At 35.2% G+C, this 23608-nt stretch carries 26 protein-coding genes and 1 other annotated feature; of the genes, 14 read left to right on the top strand and 12 right to left on the bottom strand.

Annotated elements, in window-relative coordinates:
- The first annotated feature begins 117 nt into the window (after nt 1-117).
- The gene (locus C1N55_RS16595; protein WP_137729852.1) at nt 118-1389 is read left to right on the top strand and encodes an MFS transporter; all 1272 of its coding nucleotides are present in this window, start codon (nt 118-120) and stop codon (nt 1387-1389) included.
- Between the two features lie 122 nt (nt 1390-1511).
- Here C1N55_RS16595 and C1N55_RS16590 read toward each other — a convergent pair whose 3' ends face one another.
- Nucleotides 1512-1721: a YheE family protein gene (locus C1N55_RS16590; RefSeq protein ID WP_137729851.1), complete on the bottom strand. Its 210-nt coding sequence runs from the start codon at nt 1719-1721 to the stop codon at nt 1512-1514.
- Nucleotides 1722-1851: 130 nt separating this feature from the next.
- Here C1N55_RS16590 and C1N55_RS16585 point away from each other — a divergent pair, with 130 nt between their 5' ends.
- From C1N55_RS16585 to C1N55_RS16565, 5 genes are all read left to right on the top strand, one after another.
- Nucleotides 1852-2997: a DUF445 domain-containing protein gene (locus C1N55_RS16585; RefSeq protein WP_137729850.1), complete on the top strand. Its 1146-nt coding sequence runs from the start codon at nt 1852-1854 to the stop codon at nt 2995-2997.
- A 20-nt stretch (nt 2998-3017) separates the two neighbouring features.
- Nucleotides 3018-3362: a YlbF family regulator gene (locus C1N55_RS16580; RefSeq protein WP_137729849.1), complete on the top strand. Its 345-nt coding sequence runs from the start codon at nt 3018-3020 to the stop codon at nt 3360-3362.
- 315 nt (nt 3363-3677) lie between these two features.
- Nucleotides 3678-5195, top strand: coding sequence for a coproporphyrinogen III oxidase (locus tag C1N55_RS16575; protein WP_137729848.1), 1518 nt, complete (start codon nt 3678-3680; stop codon nt 5193-5195).
- A 213-nt stretch (nt 5196-5408) separates the two neighbouring features.
- The gene (locus C1N55_RS16570; RefSeq protein WP_137729847.1) at nt 5409-6818 is read left to right on the top strand and encodes a tetratricopeptide repeat-containing diguanylate cyclase; all 1410 of its coding nucleotides are present in this window, start codon (nt 5409-5411) and stop codon (nt 6816-6818) included.
- Between the two features lie 102 nt (nt 6819-6920).
- Entirely contained in the window at nt 6921-7118 is a 198-nt protein-coding gene (locus tag C1N55_RS16565) for a DUF3006 domain-containing protein (protein ID WP_137729846.1), read from the top strand.
- Nucleotides 7119-7221: 103 nt separating this feature from the next.
- Here the strand turns inward: C1N55_RS16565 and C1N55_RS16560 are convergent, their stop codons facing one another.
- The gene (locus tag C1N55_RS16560; RefSeq protein ID WP_137729845.1) at nt 7222-7836 is read right to left on the bottom strand and encodes a PH domain-containing protein; all 615 of its coding nucleotides are present in this window, start codon (nt 7834-7836) and stop codon (nt 7222-7224) included.
- Between the two features lie 226 nt (nt 7837-8062).
- Here C1N55_RS16560 and C1N55_RS16555 point away from each other — a divergent pair, with 226 nt between their 5' ends.
- Nucleotides 8063-8851, top strand: coding sequence for an HAD family hydrolase (locus C1N55_RS16555; RefSeq protein ID WP_137729844.1), 789 nt, complete (start codon nt 8063-8065; stop codon nt 8849-8851).
- Between the two features lie 267 nt (nt 8852-9118).
- On the opposite strand, the gene serA is transcribed toward C1N55_RS16555, so the two are convergent.
- Entirely contained in the window at nt 9119-10738 is a 1620-nt protein-coding gene (gene serA / locus C1N55_RS16550; RefSeq protein WP_137729843.1) for a phosphoglycerate dehydrogenase, read from the bottom strand.
- A 122-nt stretch (nt 10739-10860) separates the two neighbouring features.
- Nucleotides 10861-11098, bottom strand: a binding site (T-box leader).
- Nucleotides 11099-11487: 389 nt separating this feature from the next.
- On the opposite strand from serA, the gene C1N55_RS16545 reads away from it, so the two are divergent.
- Together C1N55_RS16545 and C1N55_RS16540 are read left to right on the top strand one after the other, a co-directional pair.
- The gene (locus tag C1N55_RS16545) at nt 11488-13134 is read left to right on the top strand and encodes an FAD-binding dehydrogenase (RefSeq protein ID WP_137729842.1); all 1647 of its coding nucleotides are present in this window, start codon (nt 11488-11490) and stop codon (nt 13132-13134) included.
- Nucleotides 13135-13204: 70 nt separating this feature from the next.
- Complete coding sequence (locus C1N55_RS16540; protein ID WP_137729841.1) at nt 13205-13987, top strand: enoyl-CoA hydratase; 783 nt, start codon at nt 13205-13207, stop codon at nt 13985-13987.
- Between the two features lie 141 nt (nt 13988-14128).
- Here C1N55_RS16540 and C1N55_RS16535 read toward each other — a convergent pair whose 3' ends face one another.
- Complete coding sequence (locus C1N55_RS16535; protein ID WP_137729840.1) at nt 14129-14314, bottom strand: YhzD family protein; 186 nt, start codon at nt 14312-14314, stop codon at nt 14129-14131.
- 216 nt (nt 14315-14530) lie between these two features.
- On the opposite strand from C1N55_RS16535, the gene yhaM reads away from it, so the two are divergent.
- Entirely contained in the window at nt 14531-15469 is a 939-nt protein-coding gene (gene yhaM, locus C1N55_RS16530) for a 3'-5' exoribonuclease YhaM (protein WP_137729839.1), read from the top strand.
- 101 nt (nt 15470-15570) lie between these two features.
- On the opposite strand, the gene C1N55_RS16525 is transcribed toward yhaM, so the two are convergent.
- Entirely contained in the window at nt 15571-16155 is a 585-nt protein-coding gene (locus C1N55_RS16525; protein WP_137729838.1) for an SCO family protein, read from the bottom strand.
- A 157-nt stretch (nt 16156-16312) separates the two neighbouring features.
- Here C1N55_RS16525 and C1N55_RS16520 point away from each other — a divergent pair, with 157 nt between their 5' ends.
- Nucleotides 16313-16648: a zinc ribbon domain-containing protein YjdM gene (locus C1N55_RS16520; RefSeq protein ID WP_137729837.1), complete on the top strand. Its 336-nt coding sequence runs from the start codon at nt 16313-16315 to the stop codon at nt 16646-16648.
- 92 nt (nt 16649-16740) lie between these two features.
- On the opposite strand, the gene C1N55_RS16515 is transcribed toward C1N55_RS16520, so the two are convergent.
- Entirely contained in the window at nt 16741-17625 is an 885-nt protein-coding gene (locus tag C1N55_RS16515) for a peptidylprolyl isomerase (protein ID WP_137729836.1), read from the bottom strand.
- 140 nt (nt 17626-17765) lie between these two features.
- Here C1N55_RS16515 and C1N55_RS16510 point away from each other — a divergent pair, with 140 nt between their 5' ends.
- On the top strand, nt 17766-17864 hold the full coding sequence (locus C1N55_RS16510) for a YjcZ family sporulation protein (RefSeq protein WP_137729835.1): 99 nt from the start codon (nt 17766-17768) through the stop codon (nt 17862-17864).
- Between the two features lie 135 nt (nt 17865-17999).
- Here the strand turns inward: C1N55_RS16510 and C1N55_RS16505 are convergent, their stop codons facing one another.
- The 6 genes from C1N55_RS16505 to C1N55_RS16480 all read right to left on the bottom strand — a co-directional run bounded on the left by C1N55_RS16505 (nt 18000) and on the right by C1N55_RS16480 (nt 21513).
- Nucleotides 18000-18185: a hypothetical protein gene (locus C1N55_RS16505; protein WP_137729834.1), complete on the bottom strand. Its 186-nt coding sequence runs from the start codon at nt 18183-18185 to the stop codon at nt 18000-18002.
- Between the two features lie 91 nt (nt 18186-18276).
- Nucleotides 18277-18819, bottom strand: a complete 543-nt coding sequence (locus C1N55_RS16500; protein ID WP_137729833.1) for a DUF3267 domain-containing protein — start codon at nt 18817-18819, stop codon at nt 18277-18279.
- A 295-nt stretch (nt 18820-19114) separates the two neighbouring features.
- Nucleotides 19115-19672 carry an HTH-type transcriptional regulator Hpr gene (locus tag C1N55_RS16495; protein ID WP_137729832.1) on the bottom strand — a complete coding sequence of 186 codons (558 nt, stop codon included), beginning with the start codon at nt 19670-19672 and terminating at the stop codon, nt 19115-19117.
- A gap of 166 nt (nt 19673-19838) precedes the next feature.
- Complete coding sequence (locus C1N55_RS16490) at nt 19839-20228, bottom strand: YtxH domain-containing protein (RefSeq protein ID WP_137729831.1); 390 nt, start codon at nt 20226-20228, stop codon at nt 19839-19841.
- Nucleotides 20229-20402: 174 nt separating this feature from the next.
- Entirely contained in the window at nt 20403-20936 is a 534-nt protein-coding gene (locus C1N55_RS16485) for a tryptophan transporter (protein ID WP_137729830.1), read from the bottom strand.
- Nucleotides 20937-21087: 151 nt separating this feature from the next.
- Entirely contained in the window at nt 21088-21513 is a 426-nt protein-coding gene (locus C1N55_RS16480; protein WP_137729829.1) for an HIT family protein, read from the bottom strand.
- 118 nt (nt 21514-21631) lie between these two features.
- On the opposite strand from C1N55_RS16480, the gene C1N55_RS16475 reads away from it, so the two are divergent.
- Both C1N55_RS16475 and C1N55_RS16470 read left to right on the top strand, forming a co-directional pair.
- Nucleotides 21632-22372 (top strand): ABC transporter ATP-binding protein, encoded by a 741-nt coding sequence (locus tag C1N55_RS16475; protein WP_137729828.1) that lies wholly within the window; start codon nt 21632-21634, stop codon nt 22370-22372.
- Nucleotides 22365-23564, top strand: coding sequence for an ABC transporter permease (locus C1N55_RS16470; protein ID WP_137729827.1), 1200 nt, complete (start codon nt 22365-22367; stop codon nt 23562-23564). The genes C1N55_RS16475 and C1N55_RS16470 overlap by 8 nt, the downstream gene beginning before the upstream one ends.
- Nucleotides 23565-23608: the final 44 nt, after the last annotated feature.

Below are 23608 nucleotides of genomic sequence, written 5' to 3'. Positions count from 1 at the left end.
TTTCTTATCATGAATATGTAAGAAATTTTTTAATATATCGAAAATACTATTGCCTATCTATAACGTAAACCGTATATTTAGGGTAACGAAATATGTGCGGGAAGTGGTGGGTGCGCCATGTATAAACGGCTTAAAGAAGGATTTTCGAATATCATGTCTTTTGATCGAAATATAAGGTTGTTCATGCTATCGAATATTCTCATACAAATTGGTATGGGTGTTTTTGGTGTAATGTACAATCTTTACATTCAGGAGTTAGGTTATTCGGAAGCAGTAAATGGTAGTGTCATTTCAATTACTTCATTAGCAACTGCTTTAATGCTAGTACCAGCTGGAATAATAAGCGATCGTATTGGCCGAAAATCCATTTTATTAGTTGGAACATTTATTTCAGCATTCATGCTTTTTGGGAGGAGTATTGTTTCTGTTGAACAGCCGATTTTAATGTTTGCCTTTTTGACTGGGTTTGTATGGGCGTTTGTTCAAGTTTCTGGTGTTCCTTTTTTAGCCGAGAATTCAAAGCCTGTTGAAAGAATGAATTTGTTCAGCATTCACTTTGCGATTACGACAGTTGCCAATGTCATCGGAAACTTGCTGGGGGGATTTGTGGCAGATGGATCTCAACTATTATTCCAGTATGGGGAAGTGGAGAGCATTCGTATCTCTCTGCTTTTGGGAGCGGCTATCTTCGCATTTGGTTTGATTCCTTTATTATCATTAAGCTCTTCAAAGTCTGAAAATCAAAAACAAGGGCGTCGATTAACCTCAACTAAAGAGTCAGATGATTTGGAGGATAGTAGTTTTAAGAAGAATTTTGTAATGATACTCCTATTTGGGGTTGCCAACTTATTAATTGGAACAGGCTCAGGATTAGTCATTCCATATTTAAATTTGTACTTTGCAAATCGATTTGATGCTTCAAATTCCTATGTAGGACTAATAATTGCATTGGGTTCTGCGATGACAGCTGTTGCAATGCTAATTGGGCCTTTACTTGTAAAAAGAGTAGGAAAGGTTCGGGCATTAGTAATTTTTCAGTTATTATCCATTCCGTTTCTCTTTTTAACAGCCTTTACGAATTCTTTGCTTATTGCTTCAATAGGTTTTTTAATGCGCCAAGCTTTAATGAATGCAGGAAATCCAATCCAAAGTGCAATAGCGATGGATGTCGTTCATAACAAATATAAGGGGCTTGCGAATTCTGTAAGTCAGATGGTATTTAACGTTGGATGGGCGACAATGGGTCTGCCGGCTGCTTGGCTTGTAACAACCTATGGAAATTATTGGGGCTATGCTTATACATTTTCAATTACAGGCTGTCTGTATTTAATAGCTTCTACGTATTTCTATCTGGTTTTTAGTAGGAAGTACAAGGTGAAGGAAGAGTAAGATTAAAAGCGAGTCCACTTCGGATGAGCTCGCTTTTTGGCATAGGAAATTAAATGTCTAGGAAATCTCAAGAAAGATGCTGCATCATAACAAACTCTATTTTTTGATTTTCCTCATCTTAATCAATCATAGACATGGAATAACATTAACTCGTGAATCATTTTTTCAACAGTTGGAAGCTCGTTGTTTGCAGGTTTGTCTCCTATCCAAACGATTTGTCCATCTTTTTTGTATTCACCTTTATATAATTGTTGTTTGTAATAAAACGAAATCGCCCACCCCGGCAGTATATTGTTTTCGAATAAAGGCTTAAAATGAAAATGTTGAATCATACATATCCCCCTCCTGAAACTTTCAACATAAGCTAATCGTACTAAAAGTTAAGAAGAATGGCTAATATTTCTTTATAAGACCTGACTCTGATATAATAGGTACGAGTTTGAAAGAAATGAGAGGATTTAAATGGAAAATGCAGTGATTACCATTATTTTTATGGCAGTAGTTGGTGCAGTCATTGGTGGCTTTACAAATTTTTTAGCCATTAAAATGTTATTCCGACCATACAATGCACTCTATATTAAAAAGTGGCGTTTGCCATTTACACCTGGTTTAATTCCTAAACGGCGTCAGGAATTATCGAAACAAATTGGTGTCACAGTAAAAAATTATTTATTAACACCTGAGGTTTTTCAAAAAAAGCTTTTTAATGACGAAATCAAATCCACTGTTTTAACATTTGCTAGGAGGAAAGTGGAAGACACAATCTTTACGAATGATAAAACAATTTATGATTGGCTAAAGCAGGGTGGCTTTGAACAATTACCAGATACGATTGAGCAACGAGTAGATGTGATGATTGAAAAGCAATTCCTTTCAATCAAAAATACTTTATCAACAAAATCTATCGATGCTTTACTGCCAAGCAATGTCCATCAGGTGATTGATAAAAAAATCCCTGAAGTCGTTACTTATATTTTAGAAAAAGGAGAGGAGTACTTCCTTTCTCCAAAAGGTGAAATAACGATTAAAAATATGATGGATGATTTCCTTGGTTCCAAAGGCTCTTTCGGTGGAATGATTCAAATGTTCTTAGGAGATTCTGCATCCATTGTTTCGAAAATTCAGCGAGAACTAATTAATTTCCTAAAAGCACCTGGAACAAAGATTTTATTAGTTACTATTATCTCTCAGGAATGGGATAAATTTAAGCAGCAATCAATTATGAATTTCCTGGAAGAAGTTGATTTTGATTCAATCTTAAAAAACATCCAAGGTTACGCGAAAAAAGAACTGAAGATTCGTGAGCATTTAAATCAGCCGATTAGCTACTATTGGCCACAAGGTAATGATTATGCAAAACATGAACTATTGCCAAAATTAGTTGATAGAGGCTTTAAGGAAGCTGAAAACAAACTGGAAGATGTAGTCAATCGTTTAAATCTCGACGAAGTAGTCCGTGAACAAGTAGACTCTTTCCCATTAGAGAAATTAGAAGAACTTGTGCTAAGCATTGCCTCCAAAGAGTTGAAAATGATTACCATCTTAGGTGCTGTTTTAGGTGGTGCAATCGGTATTGTACAAGGATTAATTGTGTATCTATTAAATTAAAAATGAGAGTGGGAAAAATTTTGATCAACATTTACAATGACATCAACAAATTAGAAGCAACAATGCGTCAAACAGACGAATTTAAAGTGTTGAAGGATGCTGTAGAAGCAGTTCGTGCTGACGAAGAGGCAAGAGTTTTATTTGCAAATTTCCGTGATGTACAAATGAAGCTTCAACAAAAACAAATGAACGGTGAACAATTGCTTGAAGACGAATTGCTATACGCGCAGAAAACTGCTCAACTGGCACAATCAAGCCCAGTAATCCTAGCAATGCTAGAAGCTGAAATGGCACTAAGTAAAGTAATCGAAGAAGTAAATCGCATACTGGTTCAACCTATTCAATCTTTATACGATGGACTGTAATCATGTAAACAAAAACCCAAGAGCTTAGCTTAATCTAAGCTTTTGGGTTTTTTTATTTGGTACAGAAAGTGTCTATATTTAAAATAACAGCCTACAATGTAAGATGCGCAACATATATAGAAGATTTAGAAGTAAAAAATATTGTGAGCAGGCCAAAAGCAAAAAAAATTATCATTTACCCCACATCATTTGTTATATTTAAGAGACGTGTTATAATTAACGTTTGAAATTTAAACTAATTACTCACATACGAGTAATTTCTCCTTTGTTGTTAACGGTAATGCCTGAAATTAATAGGGAAGAGAGACATAAGTGATGAAAAAAATTGAAATAAATAAAGTGTTTAAAGAGGATTGGAATCGAGTATTAAATCATATTGCCAATTTATTTTATGAAGATTCTAAGATTGTCGTATCTGCTGAGGATGCAGAGCTTTCTTTTCGTTTCCAACACTCAATTGATGATGACTTTACAATCCACACTGCCTGTGAATTAACTGCAGATGGACTAACATATACAAGCAATTACTCAATTCAATATGAAACTGAAGGTACAGAAAAAGAACAGGGGATTCGTATGAAACGCGCCTTATCCCACGTTATGCTTGATGTCCTTGAGCAATTTACAGGAATGACCCAGCAATGGGGGATTTTAACGGGTGTTCGTCCGACAAAGCTATACCACAACTACCGTAAACAAGGTAGGAGTGATGAAGAAATCTATGCAATTTTAAAGAAAGACTTCCGAATTTCGGACTCCAAAATTGCCTTGATGCATGAAATCGTAAAACGACAGCTTATCACAATCCCTGATTTAGACGAATTAGGCAAAGAGATTTCTGTTTATATTGGTGTACCATTCTGCCCGACAAAATGTGCTTATTGTACTTTCCCGGCATACGCGATTCAAAGTAACCGAAAAGCAGGTCGTGTTGAATCCTTTATTGATGGATTGCATATTGAAATCCGTGCAATGGGAAAATGGCTAAAGGACAATAACATGAATATCACTTCTGTCTATTGGGGTGGGGGAACACCAACATCCATCGAAGCCGATGAAATGGATTCTTTATATAAAACAATGTTTGAATCCTTCCCAAATCCTGAGCAAATTCGCGAAATTACTGTAGAAGCCGGAAGACCAGACACAATCACGCCTGAAAAGATTGAAGTATTGAAAAAATGGGGCATAGATCGAATCTCGGTTAATCCGCAAAGCTATACAGACGAAACCTTAAAAGCGATTGGTCGTCACCATACAGTTCAGGAAACAATCGATAAATTCTGGTTGTCTAGAGAATCTGGAATGAATAATATCAACATGGATTTAATCATTGGTCTTCCAAATGAAGGGATAGAGGAGTTCCAGCATTCATTAGATGAAAGTGCAAAAATGCAGCCTGAATCCTTAACTGTTCATACTTTGTCCTTCAAACGTGCTTCGGAAATGACGCACAATAAAGATAAATATAAAGTGGCTGATCGTGAAACGGTTACGAAGATGATGGAGATGGCAAGTAATTGGACTAAAGAAAACAGTTATGTACCTTATTACTTATACCGTCAGAAAAATATCCTAGGTAACTTAGAAAATGTAGGATATTGTAAGCCGGGAGAAGAAAGTATCTATAATATTGTCATTATGGAAGAAGTTCAAACGATACTTGGGATTGGTTGTGGTGCCTCTACAAAATTTGTGAACCCTATTACCGGAAAAATTACACAGTTTCATAATCCAAAGGACCCGGCAGCGTACATTATGACTTTCGAAGAAGCAATTGAGAAAAAAATAGAGATGTTGAATGAATTGTATCCAATGCAAACTAAGCAATAATTTTAGGGGCAAAGTTATACTTTGCCTTTTTTAATATAAAAATATTAAACTAATATTTTAAAAACTAGTTAAAATGTTTTATGATAAAAAAGACTGAATTTTCTCTTTTGCAAGATTTTTGAATTACATTTATTGTAAATGAGCTATAAATCATGTATAACTTAAATATATAGTTATGAGAAAAGTAATGTAAGTTGGTTAGGGAGTGATGAGTTGCAAGAACTAGAAGAATTAAAAATTACCATGAACGCTCTAGTTAGAGAAGATCGGTTTAACGAATTTTTTAACTTATTTGATCCAACAGCAAGTCTTGCATTACAAGAAAACAATTACAATTTATTAATAGATTTATATTTAAAGCGCAGCAAGATATTTTTTAATATTGGAGATATCCAATCTTGTATTGCAGACTTAAAGAAGATAACGGAGTGGATTGACGAGCATGGTACTGATGGTCAAAGAACAACTTATTTAAATATGTATGCTACAGTTTGTGGAGAACTAGGAAACCAAAAGAAAAACCTTGAGTATTTAAACAAGGCAAAAGCCTTGGCTATGAAATTAGACGATTTTCTTACTCTTTGCAAGATATACAACAACTTAGGAGTCTATTATTTAGTTGAAGGAGAACCAGCAAACGCAGTATCTCATTTACAAAAAGGGCTTGAATTATCGAAAAAGCTTGATGAAGAAAATGAAGAAGAGTTAATGGTGTTATTAAAACTAAATTTATCCAAGGCCTATACGGATTTAGGGGAATTTGAAAAAGCTGAGGAGCTATTTGACTTTTTATTTTCTTATATTGAAGGCAAGCAAATGATGAAAACATCCATATACGTACTACAATATAAAGGATTATGGTTTAAAGCCCAAAAACTTTATGAAGAAGCAAATGAGATCTTAGGGAAAGCGAAGGATTTTGCATCAAAAAATAATGATTTAATCCTATTAGAAGAATTAAATAATATTCTAGTAGAGGTTATAACAGAATTAAACGATAAAGACCGCCTTATTGCGATTCAAAAAGATTATATTGATATCCTTCTTAAAATTAAAGAAATAAATCTAAACCAAAATTTACTTCAAATTGAATTAACTCAAAATGAAAAACAATATGAATCCATCTCAACCAAAGACCCTTTAACATCTTGCTATAATCGCCGTTACTTTGAAAAAAATATAAAAAAATGGTTAATGGAAGCAAAAATCTCTGCTCAGTTAGTCGGCTTTTTCATACTGGATGTTGATTATTTTAAACAAATTAATGATCGATACGGTCATCTTATAGGCGATGATGTCTTAAAGTCTGTGGCAAGTATGACGAATGATTATTTATCGGCATATGAAAGTATTTTTGCTAGGTATGGCGGGGATGAATTTGTTGCAATGGTTAAGGTTCCATCAAAGGATGAATTAGTGGAGATTATTGATAATTTATATAACCACATTTCCAATAGAATCATAGAAGTCGATGATGAGAAGATATCTACTAGTATTAGCTTAGGTGTGAGTACAAACGTTAATGGGATGGTTTCTGAATATAAAGAAATCTTTAAATTGGCAGATGATGCCCTGTACGAATCAAAACGTAATGGACGTAACCAGTATACAGTGAATAGTTAAAAGGAATAGCAAATAGGCTATTCTTTTTATTTTGTTCAAAAAAGGGTACTTAATAGATTAAGTACACTGCTCTGTTACTAAATCCGAAAGGGGAGATTGTAAGTGAAAGATAATGCTTATACATTAGATCGTTTCGAAGGAATGTATGCTATTTTTCTAAAAAGACTTAAAGAAACAGACCAATTATTGATTCATCGTTCAGAGATTGCTACGCCAGTAAAAGAAGGAGATATCGTAGAAATAATTGATAATGGAGAAAACTATCTCATTACGCTTTGGAAAGATCAAACAGAGGAATAAAAGAAAACTGTGCAAGGTTTAATAGACCGACTGAAAAATCGAAAAAGCTAGCCAGTAAGTTGGTAAACCCGTACTAATAGAAAGGCTAGTACGGGTTTTAAATTTAGTTTCTTATAAAAAGCTCAAAGACATCGCTATAATCTTCCTTAGAATAATTTCGATTGCTTTCCTGTAACCAATGATTAGTAAATTCAGCAATCGATTTAAAGGACTCAGCAGGAGAGGTTTGGCCATGTCCTGAAGAAGCAAGACTTCTTGTTGCATATTCCAAACTATCGAACATATAGTTACGATGTTTCTCATTTTCCCTCATAATCCGTTCCATTGTGACTAAGCATTTATATAAATCTTTTGCCTTCTCAGAAAATTTCTTATGGACCTCAATATTAAAAGCTGTTTCGCCAATAGTAAATTTAAGCTCTATATCGAGATCCAGAGTTCCTGTGGTTTCAAACGAAACTTGACGTAATGTATTAAATTTATAGTCATATCGTTTTAATGTACGTTTTTTACTGACAGCAGAATCTCCGTCAACATGAATTAATGCTAAATTTGTAAAACAATATTCATCGGTCCTTGTTTTAATAAGAAAATAAATATGCTCCCCTTTTTCATAAAGAAGATAGTCATCCGATTCTGTTTTATCATAGTCGTAAGGTTCAAACATTTTTCCAATATCCGATAGTCCTAGAGCGTCAGATGCAAACTTTTTAATCATCGTCTCTCTCCCTCTTCTAGTAGCTAATTGGTGTTTAAATGAACATATGCGATTGCTACGGCTTGTATAACTCCTATTTCGAGTTCGGATTTTCTTAGCAAGAGTGTATGCATTATTTGAGCCTAAGTTGAAATCTATTATCCTAATAATTCTGAAAACATGGTAAAATAATAAAGGAAACTGTATGAATAAAGAGAGTATAAATCAGGTAAATAGGAGATCAAACATGTCATTAAAAACCATTATTTTTGATTTAGACGACACATTATTATGGGATAACCATAGTATCAAAACCGCTTTTGAAAAAACATGTACATATGCACAGGAAAAATATGATGTGGATTCTGAAAAACTAGAAGAAGCAGTACGAATTGAAGCAAGAAAGTTATATGAACGCTATGAAACTTACGATTACACGGTCCTAATCGGAATTAACCCCTTTGAAGGTCTATGGGGTACTTTTGATGATCCAACAGATTCATTTCAGAAAATGAAAGAAATTATTCCGACCTACCGTAAAGAAGCCTGGACAAATGGCTTAAAGCTTTTAGGAATTGATAATCCAACACTCGGTGCTGAATTAGGTGAACGATTTGTAGAAGAACGTAAAAAATCTCCTTTTGTTTATGAAGATACATATGCAGTGTTAGATGTACTAAAGGATGAATATCAACTGGTGTTACTAACAAATGGAGCACCAAGCCTGCAAAATTTAAAGCTGGAAATTACGCCAGAGATTCGTCCTTATTTCGATTTTGTCATCATTTCAGGTGATTTTGGCAAAGGAAAGCCAGATGCACAGTTATTTGAATATATGATGGAAAAAGTAGGGATAACAGCGAGTGAAGGAATTATGGTAGGCGACAACTTGAATACTGATATTAAAGGATCTGCAAGTGTCGGCATGAAAAACGTATGGATCAATCGAGAAGGCAAACAGAATGATTCAGAAGTTACGCCAACATATGAAGTAACCTCGTTAACGGAGTTATTGGAGCTATTAAAAAGAATATAAATGCAGCTAACCTAACAGGTGGGGAAAATGATTCGTTTTCTTCACCTGTTTCTTCTATTGTTGTAATAATGAGGGGAACCTATAAGATGCGCACGGTTTCTATTCGACGATAGGAGTTTAAAGTTTAGCTGAACCGTCCAAGGGAGCCGGGTTATAAGACGAAATATAGCACTCGTGAAAGTGAAAGGTAGAATATGCCCCGTCTATTGTTACAAAAAATTAAAAGAATGTCTCACAACAAATTGTGAGACATCCTTTAAGTATCTATTAAAGTGTAATTGCTTTTACTTCATCAATATTTTCAAGCTGTGCGACAAAGTTTAAGTCTTCCGTTGTTACATCGTTATCGATTGTAAGCATCATAACAGCTGTTCCGCCGACTTGATCACGACCTACTTGCATGGTTGCAATATTGATATCTTTTTCAGCAAGTTTTGTGGCTACGCGACCAATCGCACCTGGTTTGTCAGTGTTTTTGATGTATAGAAGGTGACCTTGTGGAATAACGTCAACAACATAGTTTTCGACTTTTACGATACGTGCACCTAAACCATTAAGAAGTGTTCCCGCAACAGAGTGAACCTCGTTTTCTGTTTTCACTTCTACTGTTATTAGGTTTGTAAAGCCTTTAGCAGTGGTTGTTTTATGTTCGTTAATTTTAATGCCGATACGCTCAGATAAATAACGAGCATTCACATCATTTACATGTTCACCATGGTTTTTTTGCAATAACCCTTTTAAGTTATTTGAAGTTAATGGGCGTACATCATAGTTTGCCACTTCACCAGCATAAGAAATATTGATTTCCTTAACTGGCTCGGTTGTTACTTGAGATAGGAATGTTCCTAATTTTTCAGCAAGCTCAAAGAACGGCTCTACTTGAGCAAGTAATTCTTTTGGAATTGACGGCATGTTAACTGGGTTTGTAACCGTCCCCGTTTTAAAGAATTTAATAATATCGTTAGAAACGTCAACTGCTACAGATTCTTGTGCTTCAATTGTTGATGCACCCAAGTGTGGTGTAGCAATAACCTGTGGTAAAGTTAATAATTTATGATTTGTCGCTGGCTCTTCAACGAAAACGTCAAGTGCGGCTCCAGCAACTTTACCTTCAACGATTGCATCATATAAATCATCTTCATCAATAATACCGCCACGTGCACAGTTAATAATGCGTACATCATTTTTCATGATTGCAAATTTATCTTTATTAATTAAGTTACGTGTCTCTGGAAGTAATGGCGTATGTACTGTGATAAAGTCAGCAGCCTGAACAACTTCATCTACTGTCCCTTTCGTAACACCAAGCTCTTTTGCACGTTCTTCAGTTAGGAATGGGTCATATGCAATAACATTCATACGTTGACCTTTAGCACGATAAGCTACTTCTGTTCCAATACGTCCAAAACCAACGACACCTAAAGTTTTATTCTTTAGTTCAACACCAACATAAGATTTACGATCCCAGATACCATTTTTTAAAGCATTATAGGCTTGTGGAATATGACGAGCTAGTGAAGTCATCATGGCAATTGAATGTTCTGCTGCAGAGTTTGTATTGCCGTCTGGTGCATTGACCACAATCACCCCATGCTCAGTAGCAGCAGCTAAGTCAATGTTATCAACACCAACACCGGCACGACCGATTAATTTTAAGTTTTTAGCAGCCGCAATGATTTCGCGAGTAACTTTTGTTTGGCTACGTACTAGAAGTACATGAACATCTTCAATTCTTGAAATAAGTTCTTCTGGTGCAAGACCTGTCTCAATCACGACGTTTAGATTTAATTCTGTTTCTTGACGCAGTGGGAAAATCCCATCCTCACTAAGTGGATCAGCAATAAATACATTGATTAAGTTCGTTGCAGTTACATTTTTTGTTACCATGACAATACTCTCCTTTAAATGTGATTTTACAAATAATTTCGAAAACTTTTTTGATACTGGATGTTAAATTTAAGCTTAAATTTTGCTAAAAATAAAAAGCCTTCCACACCCTACATATTCATGTAAGGGGCGAAAGGCAAAATTAACATACTCACGCGGTACCACCCTTATTCGTTGCACAAAAAATATGAGCAACCTCTAAGCATCTGCGTAACGTGCATGAAACGGATAAGCATACTAAAGTTTTCAGCCTATCTATTCAGGAGTGGAACTACAATCGTAGAAAACGCTGATTTTCACCAACCATCAGCTCTCTAAAGATTTCAGAACGAACGAGCATGTCTCCGTCTTAATATTTTTCGTTGATTTAATTGTTAACATCATAATCCCTATTGTTCAGTTCTGTCAACATAATTTCTAAAAAAATATAAAAATATCAATGAAAAGGCTTACTTTAAATGCATTAATACGAACGTTTATTCATTTAAAATTAATAATGTTCGTATTTAAACTTCCTTTCTTCTAATGTAAAATCACCGTGAAATTTAATTCCACCCTTATAAATGACTGAATATTATTGCGATTAGGCTAACAAAGTATGTCAGAATATGATTGAAACAATTTATACTATTAACGCGATAAAGCGAATAATTCGATTTCTTTTTAAAATTTAAATTTTAAAGTTTAAAGGGAAAAAAATTTGAATCAAGAAATGTTTACATAGGCTATTAATCAAAAGGGGTGGGAATGTGAAGTATGATGTTGTGATTGTTGGTGCAGGACTTGCAGGATTAACAGCAGCCTGCGAATTAATCGACGCCAATAAAAAAATATTGCTGGTTGATCAGGAACCTGCAAATTCTATTGGTGGGCAAGCTTTTTGGTCGTTCGGGGGTTTATTTTTAGTAGACTCTCCGGAACAAAGAAGACTGGGTATAAAGGACTCAAAGGAATTAGCATGGCAGGATTGGCTGGGAACTGCAGGATTTGATCGATTGGAAGATCAAGATAAGTGGGGCTATCAATGGGCAAAAGCCTATGTGGAGTTTGCAGCCGAAGAAAAATATGAATGGTTGAAATCTCTTGGCATTAAATTTTTCCCGGTTGTAGGTTGGGCAGAAAGGGGAGGCTCGCTGGCTGGTGGACACGGAAACTCGGTACCGCGTTTTCATATTGTTTGGGGAACAGGTCCGGGCATCGTTGAGCCTTTTGCGAAAAAAGTGAAGCAAGCTGCTCACGAGGGTAAAATCGATTATAAACCTCGACACAAAGTAGATGAACTTCTTACTGCTAATGGCGCTGTTATCGGCATAAAAGGGAAAATCCTTGAAGAAAGTTCAATAGAGCGTGGACAAGAAAGCTCAAGATTAGAAATTGCTGATTTTGAATATTATGGGGATGCTGTGATTGTTGCAAGTGGAGGTATTGGGGCAAATCTAGAACTCGTTCGTGAAAATTGGCCAACTAGACTCGGGCAACCACCAAAAAATATGGTTACAGGAGTACCGGCTTATGTGGATGGGCGAATGCTGGAGATTTCTGAGAATATAGGTGCTTCTATTGTGAACAAAGACCGGATGTGGCACTACACAGAGGGACTTAAAAACTGGAGTCCTATATGGAATAATCATGGAATTAGAATATTACCAGGACCATCTTCTTTATGGTTTGACGCATTGGGAAATCGCTTTAACGCTCCGAACTTTCCTGGTTTCGATACATTAAGTACATTAGAAGCCATTATGAAAACTGGGTACGATTATTCTTGGTTTATCTTAACCGAAAAAATGATTGAAAAGGAATTTGCTCTATCTGGATCTGAACAAAATCCCGATATCACCAATAAAAGTATCCAACAAATATTAAAACGCGTGTTACCGGGTCCACCTGCGCCAGTAAAAGCTTTTATGGATAATGGGGAAGACTTTATTATCGCAGAAAGCTTGAAAGATTTAGTTGATGGCATGAATCAATTAGCTGGAAATGAGTTGCTGGATTTTATGAAAATTAAAGATCAAATTTTGGCAAAAGACCGTGAACTGGATAATAAGTTTACTAAGGATATGCAAGTGATGGCGATACAAAGTGCAAGACAATATTTGGGCGATAAATTAATACGTGTAGCAAAGCCGCATAAAATTTTGGACTCAAAAGCTGGCCGACTTATTGCGGTAAGGTTGAACATTTTATCGAGAAAAACTCTAGGTGGTCTGCAGACGAATTTGAACGGACAGGTACTTGCTGACAATGGAGAACCGATTCAAGGATTGTATGCTGCCGGTGAAGTAAGCGGCTTCGGTGGCGGGGGTGTCCATGGTTATCGATCATTGGAGGGGACATTTGTTGGAGGATGTCTGTTTACTGGAAGGATAGTTGGGAAATATTTAAGTAAATAAAGGAAAAAGATAGCGAAAAATAGAATATATTAACTGAATGGATGTTCATTAAAAACTTGGGGGTAAACGAATGGCATATGAAACAATTAAGGTAGAGATTGCAGATCGACGTGCAACTTTATCATTTAACAGACCGAACGTCGCAAATTCCATGAATCTATTGATGATGCAGGAACTTGCGGATTGTTTTGAATTTTTGAAGGACAATCCAGAAGTTCAAATTTTAGTGATTAAAGGGGAAGGAAATATTTTCTCGGCTGGTGGCGACATTAAGATGATGGTAACCTCAGGTGATCCAAATGACTTCGGAGACATAATGAGCTACATTACGCGTATGATTTTAGCGCTTTACCAATTACCGATGATTACTATAGCACAAATCCGAGGTGCTGCTGCAGGTTTAGGCTATAGTTTGGCATTAGGCTGTGATGTTATAGTGGCCGAAGAGAACAGTAAATTAGCCATGAATTTTATAGGGATTGGGTTAATTCCTGACGGTGCCGGCCATTTCTTTATGAAAGAAAGAGTTGGCACGCCAAAAGCAAAACAACTCATTTGGGCAGGCGATGTGATGAGTCCAAAAGAGGCATATCAACTTGGGCTGATTGATCACCACGTTGGAGAAGGGGAAGCAGAAAGTTTTGTCGATCAGCTTGTCGGGAAGTTTTTATCCTCTCCAATTCTAGCGATGCTTGAAACAAAAGAGATTCTGCACGCGGAAAAAATTCCTGAACTAACGAACATTTTGAAAAGGGAAGCCAAAGGGCAAGTAAAAATGCGCCAAACAGAGGATCACCTTGAAGGAATCAAAGCGTTTATCGAAAAAAGGGCTCAACAGTTTAAAGGGAAATAAAACAAAGGCGTCTCGAATTCAACATTCGAGTCGCCTTTTGTCAGCGATGAAGACTGTTTAAAACTTTCTTATTTGCATTAGTGCAACTAAGATTTATCGTCAGAAATGCTTGACGATAGGCCAGCTTTAAACTGTTAAAAATTAAATATGGAATAAAACAAGCTTGCCAGAAGAATTAACAAGGCGGTGAGTTTTGCTCTCTACTCCTTTTTCTTCGATTTGTTTCTGACCTTCAACTTTTGCAGCTTCTTCATTTTCGAATGTCCACACTTCATCAAATAAAATTTCCCCTGTTTTTTCAAATGCTGTGAATCGAAAGTTTTCCATATCATCCCTACCCCTTTTTATAGAAGATATAGTACATTATACAAGATATACTGGGATAATTCATCGGAATTAAAGAAAATTCGAAAAAATCAAATTTGCCAATGCAAGCAGTTAAACGTAGTAGTTCAAAAGAATTTCAATCGTATCAGTCGGGTTTGCATGTTACAATAGTAGTATCGAAAATGAACAAGTATATAAAAAAGGAGTGTTTTCTATATGAAAGGAATCACACAACTCCAAGCGGGTGAACAAGTCAACCAATTTTTATTAATCAAACAGGCTACTAAAGGAGTTACAACCGTAGGAAAACCTTTCATGACACTCATCCTACAAGATAAGAGTGGGGATATTGAGGCAAAGCTATGGGATACAAATGAAGACCATGAAAAAATGTATCGTCCTGAAGTAATCGTACAAGTTGGCGGGGAAATTCATGATTATAGAGGGAAAAACCAGCTGCGGATTAAACAAATTAGAGTCGTTAAACCAGAAGAGGGGATACAAATTAACGACCTACTTCCTTCAGCAACAACGCCGAAAGAAGAATTGTATGAAGAACTAACACAATTTTTCTTTGAAATAAAAAACCCGAGTATTTCCCGCATAACTAGATATATTCTGAAAAAATATCAAGCTGAAATTACAGTATTTCCAGCTGCTTCAAAAAACCATCATGACTATTCATCGGGTTTGATTGATCATGTTGTCTCCATGCTGCGTCTTGGAAAAGCTATTTGTGATTTATATCCATCCTTAAATCGGGATTTAGTTTATGCAGGTGTAATCTTGCATGATATCGGGAAAGTCAAGGAGCTCACAGGGCCAATTGCAACTGCTTATACAGTAGAGGGGAATTTGCTGGGGCATATTTCCATTATGGTGGATGAAATTGGACAAGCAGCAAAAGAATTGAATATTGATGGAGAAGAAGTAGTAATCTTAAAGCATATAGTATTATCCCACCACGGGAAAGAAGAGTGGGGTAGTCCGAAGAAACCGATGATTCAAGAGGCAGAAATTCTCCACTATATCGATAATATCGACGCGAAAATGAATATGCTAACAAGAGCATTATCCAAAACGAAGCCGGGAGAATTTACAGAAAGATTATTCCCACTCGATAACCGTTCTTTCTATAAACCAACATTTGAATAAGTTACTTGTCTTAAGGCACTCGAAATTAGAGTGCCTTTTTTAGAGTTTAACTCTGAAGATGGTCTATTGGACAAATAGATTTCATTCTCAAAAATTCTACATTAACGTTGCACACTCTTCAAATCAGTAACAATCTCTTCTATTGGGACATCGGTATAGCCATCATAGGATTTAACGACTATTCCGTTTTGATCTACTAGAAAATATTTAATATCATGGATGACATCATCCGATCCCGTTAGTTTTTTTGCGACAGTATTAAAGGATTGCAGTGCAAATTGGGTTATTTCTGCTTGCTCATAACCTGTTAGCAGCTCCCATTTTGAAACATTTTCTATTGGATAATACGATAAATAATTACTCAAAATTTCTGGAGAATCATAAGCAGGATCTACAGAAAAGCCTACAATTTTATAATTTTCAATCCCTTCTTTTTCAATGGCAGCATGTACATCCGCCATATTGGAAGTCATGGGCGGGCAAACTGTATTACAACGCGTATAAATAAACATTGCGAGCCACGGAGTTCCCTTTAGCTTCTCTAATGATATTACTTCATTCCGCTGATTTGTGTATTCGAAATCCATTACTTTTAAATCGAGTTCTGGTTCAAATTCACTAGAAGAACATCCGGAAAGGATGAGTATAAAAACTAAAAATGCACAATTAAATCTTATTTTTTTCATAACAAACTCACTTTCATTTTTATAGTTTAGATTGTACAAAAATCAGCAAATTTTGTCCCTTAAAACGAATTCATTCCATGATATAGAAAAATCATGGATGTAAGAGCGATAATTCTATATACTTAACACTTGACCTAAGTAGAGTGGAGGAAAAGAGATGAAATTGCCAAATTGCCCAAAATGTAATTCGGAATATACATATGAAGATGGCGGTTTATTCGTGTGCCCTGTATGTGCCCACGAATGGACAGGGAGGGAAGAACAGATTGAAGATGATACGTTCGTTGTGAAGGATTCAAATGGAAATAGTCTAACGGATGGGGATACGGTAACGATTATCAAAGATTTAAAGGTAAAGGGGAGTTCATCTACCCTGAAAATTGGCACCAAGGTAAAAAATATCCGCCTTGTTGAAGGCGACCATAATATTGATTGTAAGATTGATGGATTTGGTGCGATGAAATTAAAATCGGAATTTGTTAAAAAAATCTAGTCGAAAAACCAACTAAGTAAGTATCTGTTTAGAGCTGCCCTAAGTTAATCAACAAAAAACGCGTAAACTATTTGTTTACGCGTTCCTGCCTATTATTCTTCAGTTGCTTCTTTAGTATCAGCATCTGTTTCAGTTGTTAAGTAAGTATCTAAAGCAGCTTTTAAATCTTCGTCTTTAATATCAACTTTTGCTTCTTTTAGTAAAGATGAAATCTTTGTTGCAAAATCACCTTTTGTCGCAGCAATTGCTTCTTTAATTTCTTCTTTTTTCTCTTCTAAAGTACCATAGTCTTCAACTTCACGCTTGTCCGTAACTTCGATAATATGGTAACCAAATTCACTTTTAACTGGTTCGCTAACTTGGTTTAATTCTAGTGCATAAGCAGTATCATTGAATTCAGGAACCATTGTTCCTACTGTAAACCATCCTAGTTCTCCACCATTTGAAGCAGAGCTATCTGAAGAGTACTCTTTTGCTAAAGCAGCAAAGTCACCGCCAGATTTTAATTTTTCAACTACAGTAAACGCAGTTTCTTCGTCTGCAACTAAAATGTGGCGAGCATTTAGTTCATATTTAGCTTGGTTGTAATATTCTTCGATTTCTTCGTCCGTTACTTCAACATCTTTTGTAGCTTTCTCTTGTAAAAGTTGGAAACGTACATTTTCTCTAAATGCATCTTCAGTTAAACCATTTTGAGCTAAGATCGCCTCAAAAGATTCACCATATTGTTCTTTTACAGAATTAAATTGTTCATCAATTTCTTCATCAGTCACTTTGTAATTGTTTTCTAAAACTTGTTCAACTACAACTTGCTCAAGTAATGCTTTACCAGCAAGTGATTTAATTTCTTCATAAAATTGATCTTTTGTAATATCACCATATGTTGAGGATACTACTACTTCATCGCCAGAGTTACTACAAGCTGCTAAAGCAAAAACAGAAGTAGCTAGTGTAAGTGCTAAAAATGGTTTTTTCATGTGTATTTACTCTCCTAACTTCGATTGAAATCAATAGTAACTATATCATAAACGTTACAAAAACAAAATGGTTGCATGTTCGTTTGCCTAAGCAGCGTCTGCAGGCAAGCATAGTATAGTTCTTGAAAGGGGGTGTCGTAATGGGAAATAGCTACGGTGGCGGATATGGAAATGGTTTCGCTTTATTAGTTGTATTGTTCATCCTATTAATTATTGTAGGTGCTGCGTTTATCTACTAATAATGAAAACAATATAACAAAACAGATAGGGAGCTAAAGGCTGTGAATGGCCTTTAGCTCTTTTTTAACCTTATTGTTCTTTTCCGGTACCTTGTGTCCCATACCAAATAGGGAACAAACCACTAAGCTTCCTTTTTACAATGCCACATATACTTCTACATAAAATGACACTAATAAAATTGTGATTAATATATTTATAGTTCGGAAAATCTTTTCGTGTTTTTCCTCTGGTATTTCTTTCTGTGTGACAAGTGCATATGTCATCCGATTAATTTGGAATAAATAAAATACTGAGAATAGCACTACAATGAATAGTAGCAAGTCTATTCCTCCCCTCTTTCACTTCCTTTAAGGATACAAAAAATGTCAATGTAAAACAAGTAATTGGAATGCTAAAACACAAACTCGCAGGTTAAATAATTGATTGAACTAAAATTTCGCATCCTTTAGGTGTTTCTTCAATAACAGAGTTTTTTGGTGCACGGATTAAATTTTTAATATACAAAAAGTCGATAAGGCAAATACTGCAGTGATATCCCAATAATAAAGAGAAGTAATGAACGTATTCTTCATAAGAAGCAGCAAAAAATATGAGCAGTCCATTAATGACAATAAACGGCATTAAAAGCGTGAACACATAGCGGTTCTTTGGAATAATTGATTTTATGCGCAGTCTGATAATGGGAATAAATTTATAATCAATTTTTACTCTTAATTTCACTGATCTTCTATATTCAAATAATGTAAAGTAGTGCAAAAGTTTATGAACTGGATAAATTATTACGAAGCAAAGTGTAAAAAGCCAGAAATAATCATCTCGATAAAAAGTTGGATGAACACGACCAAATAGGATAAACGATAGAGCAAAAACAATAATAAATAAAGAAATAGCCATAATTGTCAGCCATGTTGAGCCATATTCTTTTTTTATGTTAATTGTTTTCCAACAATGCAAGATGGACGACCCCTTTTTTGTACAGAATTTATTTAAAAGTTTTAGTCAATTTTTCGCAAGTAAAAATGGATATGTTTTATTTTGAACGACTAATCAAATTTTTACTTTACTATTGTGAGTGAAAATATTGTAAATGATATGAAAGGGAATTGCTACTCTATTTATGAAAAACCTAATGAAATAATACTTTTTTAGAAAATTTCGAAAAAGAAAAAGAGTGTATCGCTACACTCATAGTAATCCTTGACATTCAATTTTGTATTCATACTTACAGCAATACGTAATTGTTTAAATTTTATCTTTTGACAATCAATTGTTGATCTTCGTTTTCAACAATCGAGTCTTTGAAATTTTTAAATGAGCGTTCGAATATTTCGATAAAATCTTCACCATAGATGTTACGAATAACAGCCATGACATCTAGGAACTCTGGGAATCTACCATATAATTCTTTTAATGCTAGAGATCCTTCAAGGATTGAATGATGTGTATCGTAATAATGATCGTACATTTCCAAGATTAAATCAGAGCCTTTTTCAGTAAGCTCAACATACGTATTACGTTTGTCGTCATCACGTTTGGAGAACTCTAAATAGCCTCGCTCCTCAAGTTTTTTAGAGAAGTTAAAAGCTGTAGATACGTGCATAACGCCAAATCTAGCAACATCTGATATTGATGCGCCTTTTAAGTGAAATGCAATCCATAGAATGTGGTGTTCATTGATGTTTAAATCGTAAGGCTTAATCCATTGCTGCCAATCTTTTTCTACTGCTTTCCATAATGCTTTTGACAATTGTGCAATTCGTTGGCTATAAAGCATTGCCTCTTTCATTGTGTATGAATCTTCTGACAAAGCAAACACCTTCTTTCATTTACATTATGAAATTATTATAGCAGTAAAAGAAAAAAGTTTAAAGTTAGAAAAATTAAATAATTGAATTACGGTGAAAAAATGTTATAAATTAGTAGATAAACATTGATAAATACTCAAATAATACCCAATATTTAGGGACAAAGGATTACTCCGTTGCATCATCATTCTTCTTGTTTTTCTTTAAATCTGATAAATTATTCTCGATTTCTATAATAGATTTCTGTAAACCATCTATTTCTTCTTTTAACTTCACTGTATCTGGCTCAATTTCCTGGGTGAATTTAGAAATAGACTGTTTTAATTGATTCATTATTTCTGGGATATTATTTTTCACTTCATTTTTTAATGTAATAATTGAATCTTTTACACTAATTGATTGGTGTTTAATCTCCCCCAGATTCGATTTAGCAATTTTAGAATTTTGTAAGATACTAGATCTTACTTGTTTTCCAGATTGAGGGGTTGTGAAGATAATTGTTGTAAGTCCTCCAATTACTCCAGCAGATAGTCCGATTAAAAATGGTTTTGTACGCATTTTTTTCACTCCTTATAGTATGTCGCTTGTCCTTCTATATAAATTTTCCTTTTCTTACCCATATTAAACCATGAATTCAACATTAAAAAAAGAATTCATCGCACAAAGAATAGCTCAAAAAGAAAATAAAAAAGTGTAGACAAAGTTAGTTGAAACCTTGCCTACACTAAATAATTATGCCTGTGACACAGATGTGTTGAAATTCGCTCGTTTTAATAGGTTCGTAATGATTGGGTAGATGATGATAAAGGCAATTGCATTGAGTGCAACAGCTGGTAGTACGACCGTTACGAATAAGAAACCAAATGCAGCTCCACCAGGTAAGCCTACTAACAATAATGCCATTGATAGGAATACTGTTCCTGAAATAATTGTACAAATTGCTACTAGAATTGTTCCTGTTGCCACCTTTTGAATTAAGTGCCCAACCGCTAATACAATGCCTAAGAACACAAAACCTGTAATCAATTTATCAATGATATTCGGGAAAAACCCACCAGGGAATGTTGAAAATAAACCTGAAAGAACTCCTGTTGTTATTGCTAATAAAAATGTTTCTTTAAATGTAGGGAATAGCAAGATCCCTATAAACATCATTGTTAGCATAAAGTCTGGTTTCATGCCTTCCACAAAGCCGGGAATCACCAGATAAAGTACTGCACCTACACCAACTAAAAGCGCCATTAAAACTAAATTTTTCGTATTCATTTCTAAACTCTCCTCTACAATTCTATACTCTTAGATTCCTAACGTGCACTCATTGCCGTTAGCGAAACTTACATTGATTTTAAATGCAATATAAATATTTTGCAACCTCATATAATAGAATACTAAATATAAGCTGCAATCTATTAATTGCTTATAGATTCAAATTCTCTTTAATTTGCGTTGCAACAGATTGAAGTACTTCTGGTGTGAATTCGTTTTGCTTTGTTTCCCAGTTTAACTTTAGACCATCTGTTTCATCATAACGAGGGATAAAATGTAAGTGATAGTGGAATACCGTTTGCCCAGCAAATGATCCATTATTGTTTACTGTATTTAGACCTTGTGGTTGAAAAGCAGCTTTAATGGCATTTGCAATTTTAGGTGCAGCAGCGTAAAGATTTTTTGCTACTTCCTCCGGCATCTCAAATAAATCCTTTACATGCTGCTTTGGAATAAGTAATGTATGGCCTTTTGTAAGTGGAAAAACATCCATGAATGCATAAACATTTTCATCTTCATATACTTTTGTACTTGGAATGGAACCATCAATAATTTTACAGAAAATGCAATCGCTCATTATTATCATCCTTTCAAAAATGAATTGAAAAACATTTTATAGTCATTTTAACATATGAGAACTGATTCTATTCGCATTTTTTGGTAAACTGGAAAAAGAATAGGAGTGACAAAAAATTATGACAGTGTTACAACTAACAGACATTACAGGCGGGTATACAAGAAAACCAGTAATTAAAGAATTATCTTTTACAATCGGTGAAGGAGAACTGGTGGGGTTAATCGGATTGAATGGTGCTGGGAAAAGTACGACGATTAAACACATTATCGGGACACTGCTGCCTCAAAAAGGGGAAATTCGTTTAAATGGTGTGACTTTAAATGAAAATCTTGATAAATATCGATCTTCATTTTCCTATATTCCAGAGACACCCGTTTTATATGACGAACTTACATTAAAAGAACACCTGGAATTAACGGCAATGGCTTATGGTATTGATCAACATACATTGGAAGAACGCTCACAAAGACTACTTAAGGAATTCCGCATGGAAAAGCGTTTAAATTGGTTTCCTTCTCATTTCTCTAAAGGCATGCGTCAAAAGGTAATGATTATGTGTGCCTTTTTAGTAAATCCACAATTATATATTATTGATGAACCTTTTGTCGGTTTGGATCCATTAGGGATTCAATCATTGCTTGACCAAATGGATGAGAAGAAAAGGGAGGGGGCCTCTATCCTTATGTCTACTCATATCCTATCAACGGCGGAAAAACATTGTGACCGGATTATTTTGCTGCACGAAGGAAGAGTACGGGCTCAGGGGACAATGAATGATCTTCGACGTGCCTTTCAAATGCCGAATGCTACTTTGGATGACCTCTACATCGCCATGACAAAGGAGCAAGACAATGAATAATTTGCAGGAGGTATGGTCTAAACGATTTAATCACTATATGACTGAAGTGCAAAAATATATGCGCTTTGTATTCACAGGGCATTTGGCTTTGGTGCTGGTGTTCGTGGTTGGTGCTGTGGGTTACCAGTATAGCGAGTGGTTAAAAGTAGTAGCTAATACTTTTCCTGCAGAGTGGATTGTAGCAATTGTAACAGGGATTATTTTAGCTCTTAGCCGTCCAGTTACTTTACTTAGAGAACCCGATCAAGTGTACTTACTACCATTAGAGTCAAAGATGCCTACCTATTTTAGTAGGGCGCTCAAATGGACATTCTGGTCACAGATTGGACTTGTTACTATTATTTATATAGTAGGGATTCCGTTACTGAAGGCTGTAACAGAACTAACTTCTGCACAGATTTGGTTAACATTGGCGGTCATTGTTGCTTTAAAATATTTAAATGTTCATATTGAGTATAATTATCGTTATGCAAATCGTGGGGCTAGCTTGATTATTGATAAAATGACAAGAGGGATTCTTTCAATCTTAACTGTTCAATCGGCTCTTACAGAGGGCTATTCTTATGTGATTATTTTTATTGTTTTGTTGTTTGTTTATAATCGTACATTAGCGAAAAGAGTGAAGACTCAGCCTATCCCTTATGAGCATTTTGTTAAGGTTGAACAAAATCGAATGATGGGCTTTTATCGTTTTGCTAATTATTTTACAGATGTACCGCATTTACATGGTTCCATCAGAAGAAGAGGCTGGTTGAATTCTCTCTATTCAATTGTGCCTTACAGTCAAAAAAGTACACAAAGCTACTTAGTGTATCGTACATTTGTACGGACAGATGATCATTTTTATTTATGGGTACGATTAACGGCCATTTCTGGCTTAATCGCACTATTCGTTAATATACCAATTGTTACATGGGTTGTTGCTGCTGCCTTGGCGTTTGCTACAACCATTCAATTAAAATATGCTTTATTATCATCCGGTGATTTCCGTATGGATCGACTTTACCCGGTTGACAGTTCACAAAGAAAAAATGCCGTAAGAAAAGTATTGCGTCTCTTTATGGTAGTTCAAGCTATCATCGTAATGCTTTGTTCCATGGGACAACCAATGTTCTTTGTAACCGGCATTATGATTATTGTAATAAGTGAAATAACCTTCCAGATGACAAAGGATCCCTCGACTGAATACTAAAATAGGAGTACTAGAGCAAAAGATTTAGCTCTGGTACTCCTTTC

Source organism: Lysinibacillus sp. SGAir0095, assembly GCF_005491425.1.
Taxonomy (GTDB): Bacteria; Bacillota; Bacilli; order Bacillales_A; family Planococcaceae; genus Ureibacillus.
Note: the sequence above shows the minus strand (reverse complement) of the source record. Positions and strands in the feature narration are given on the sequence as shown.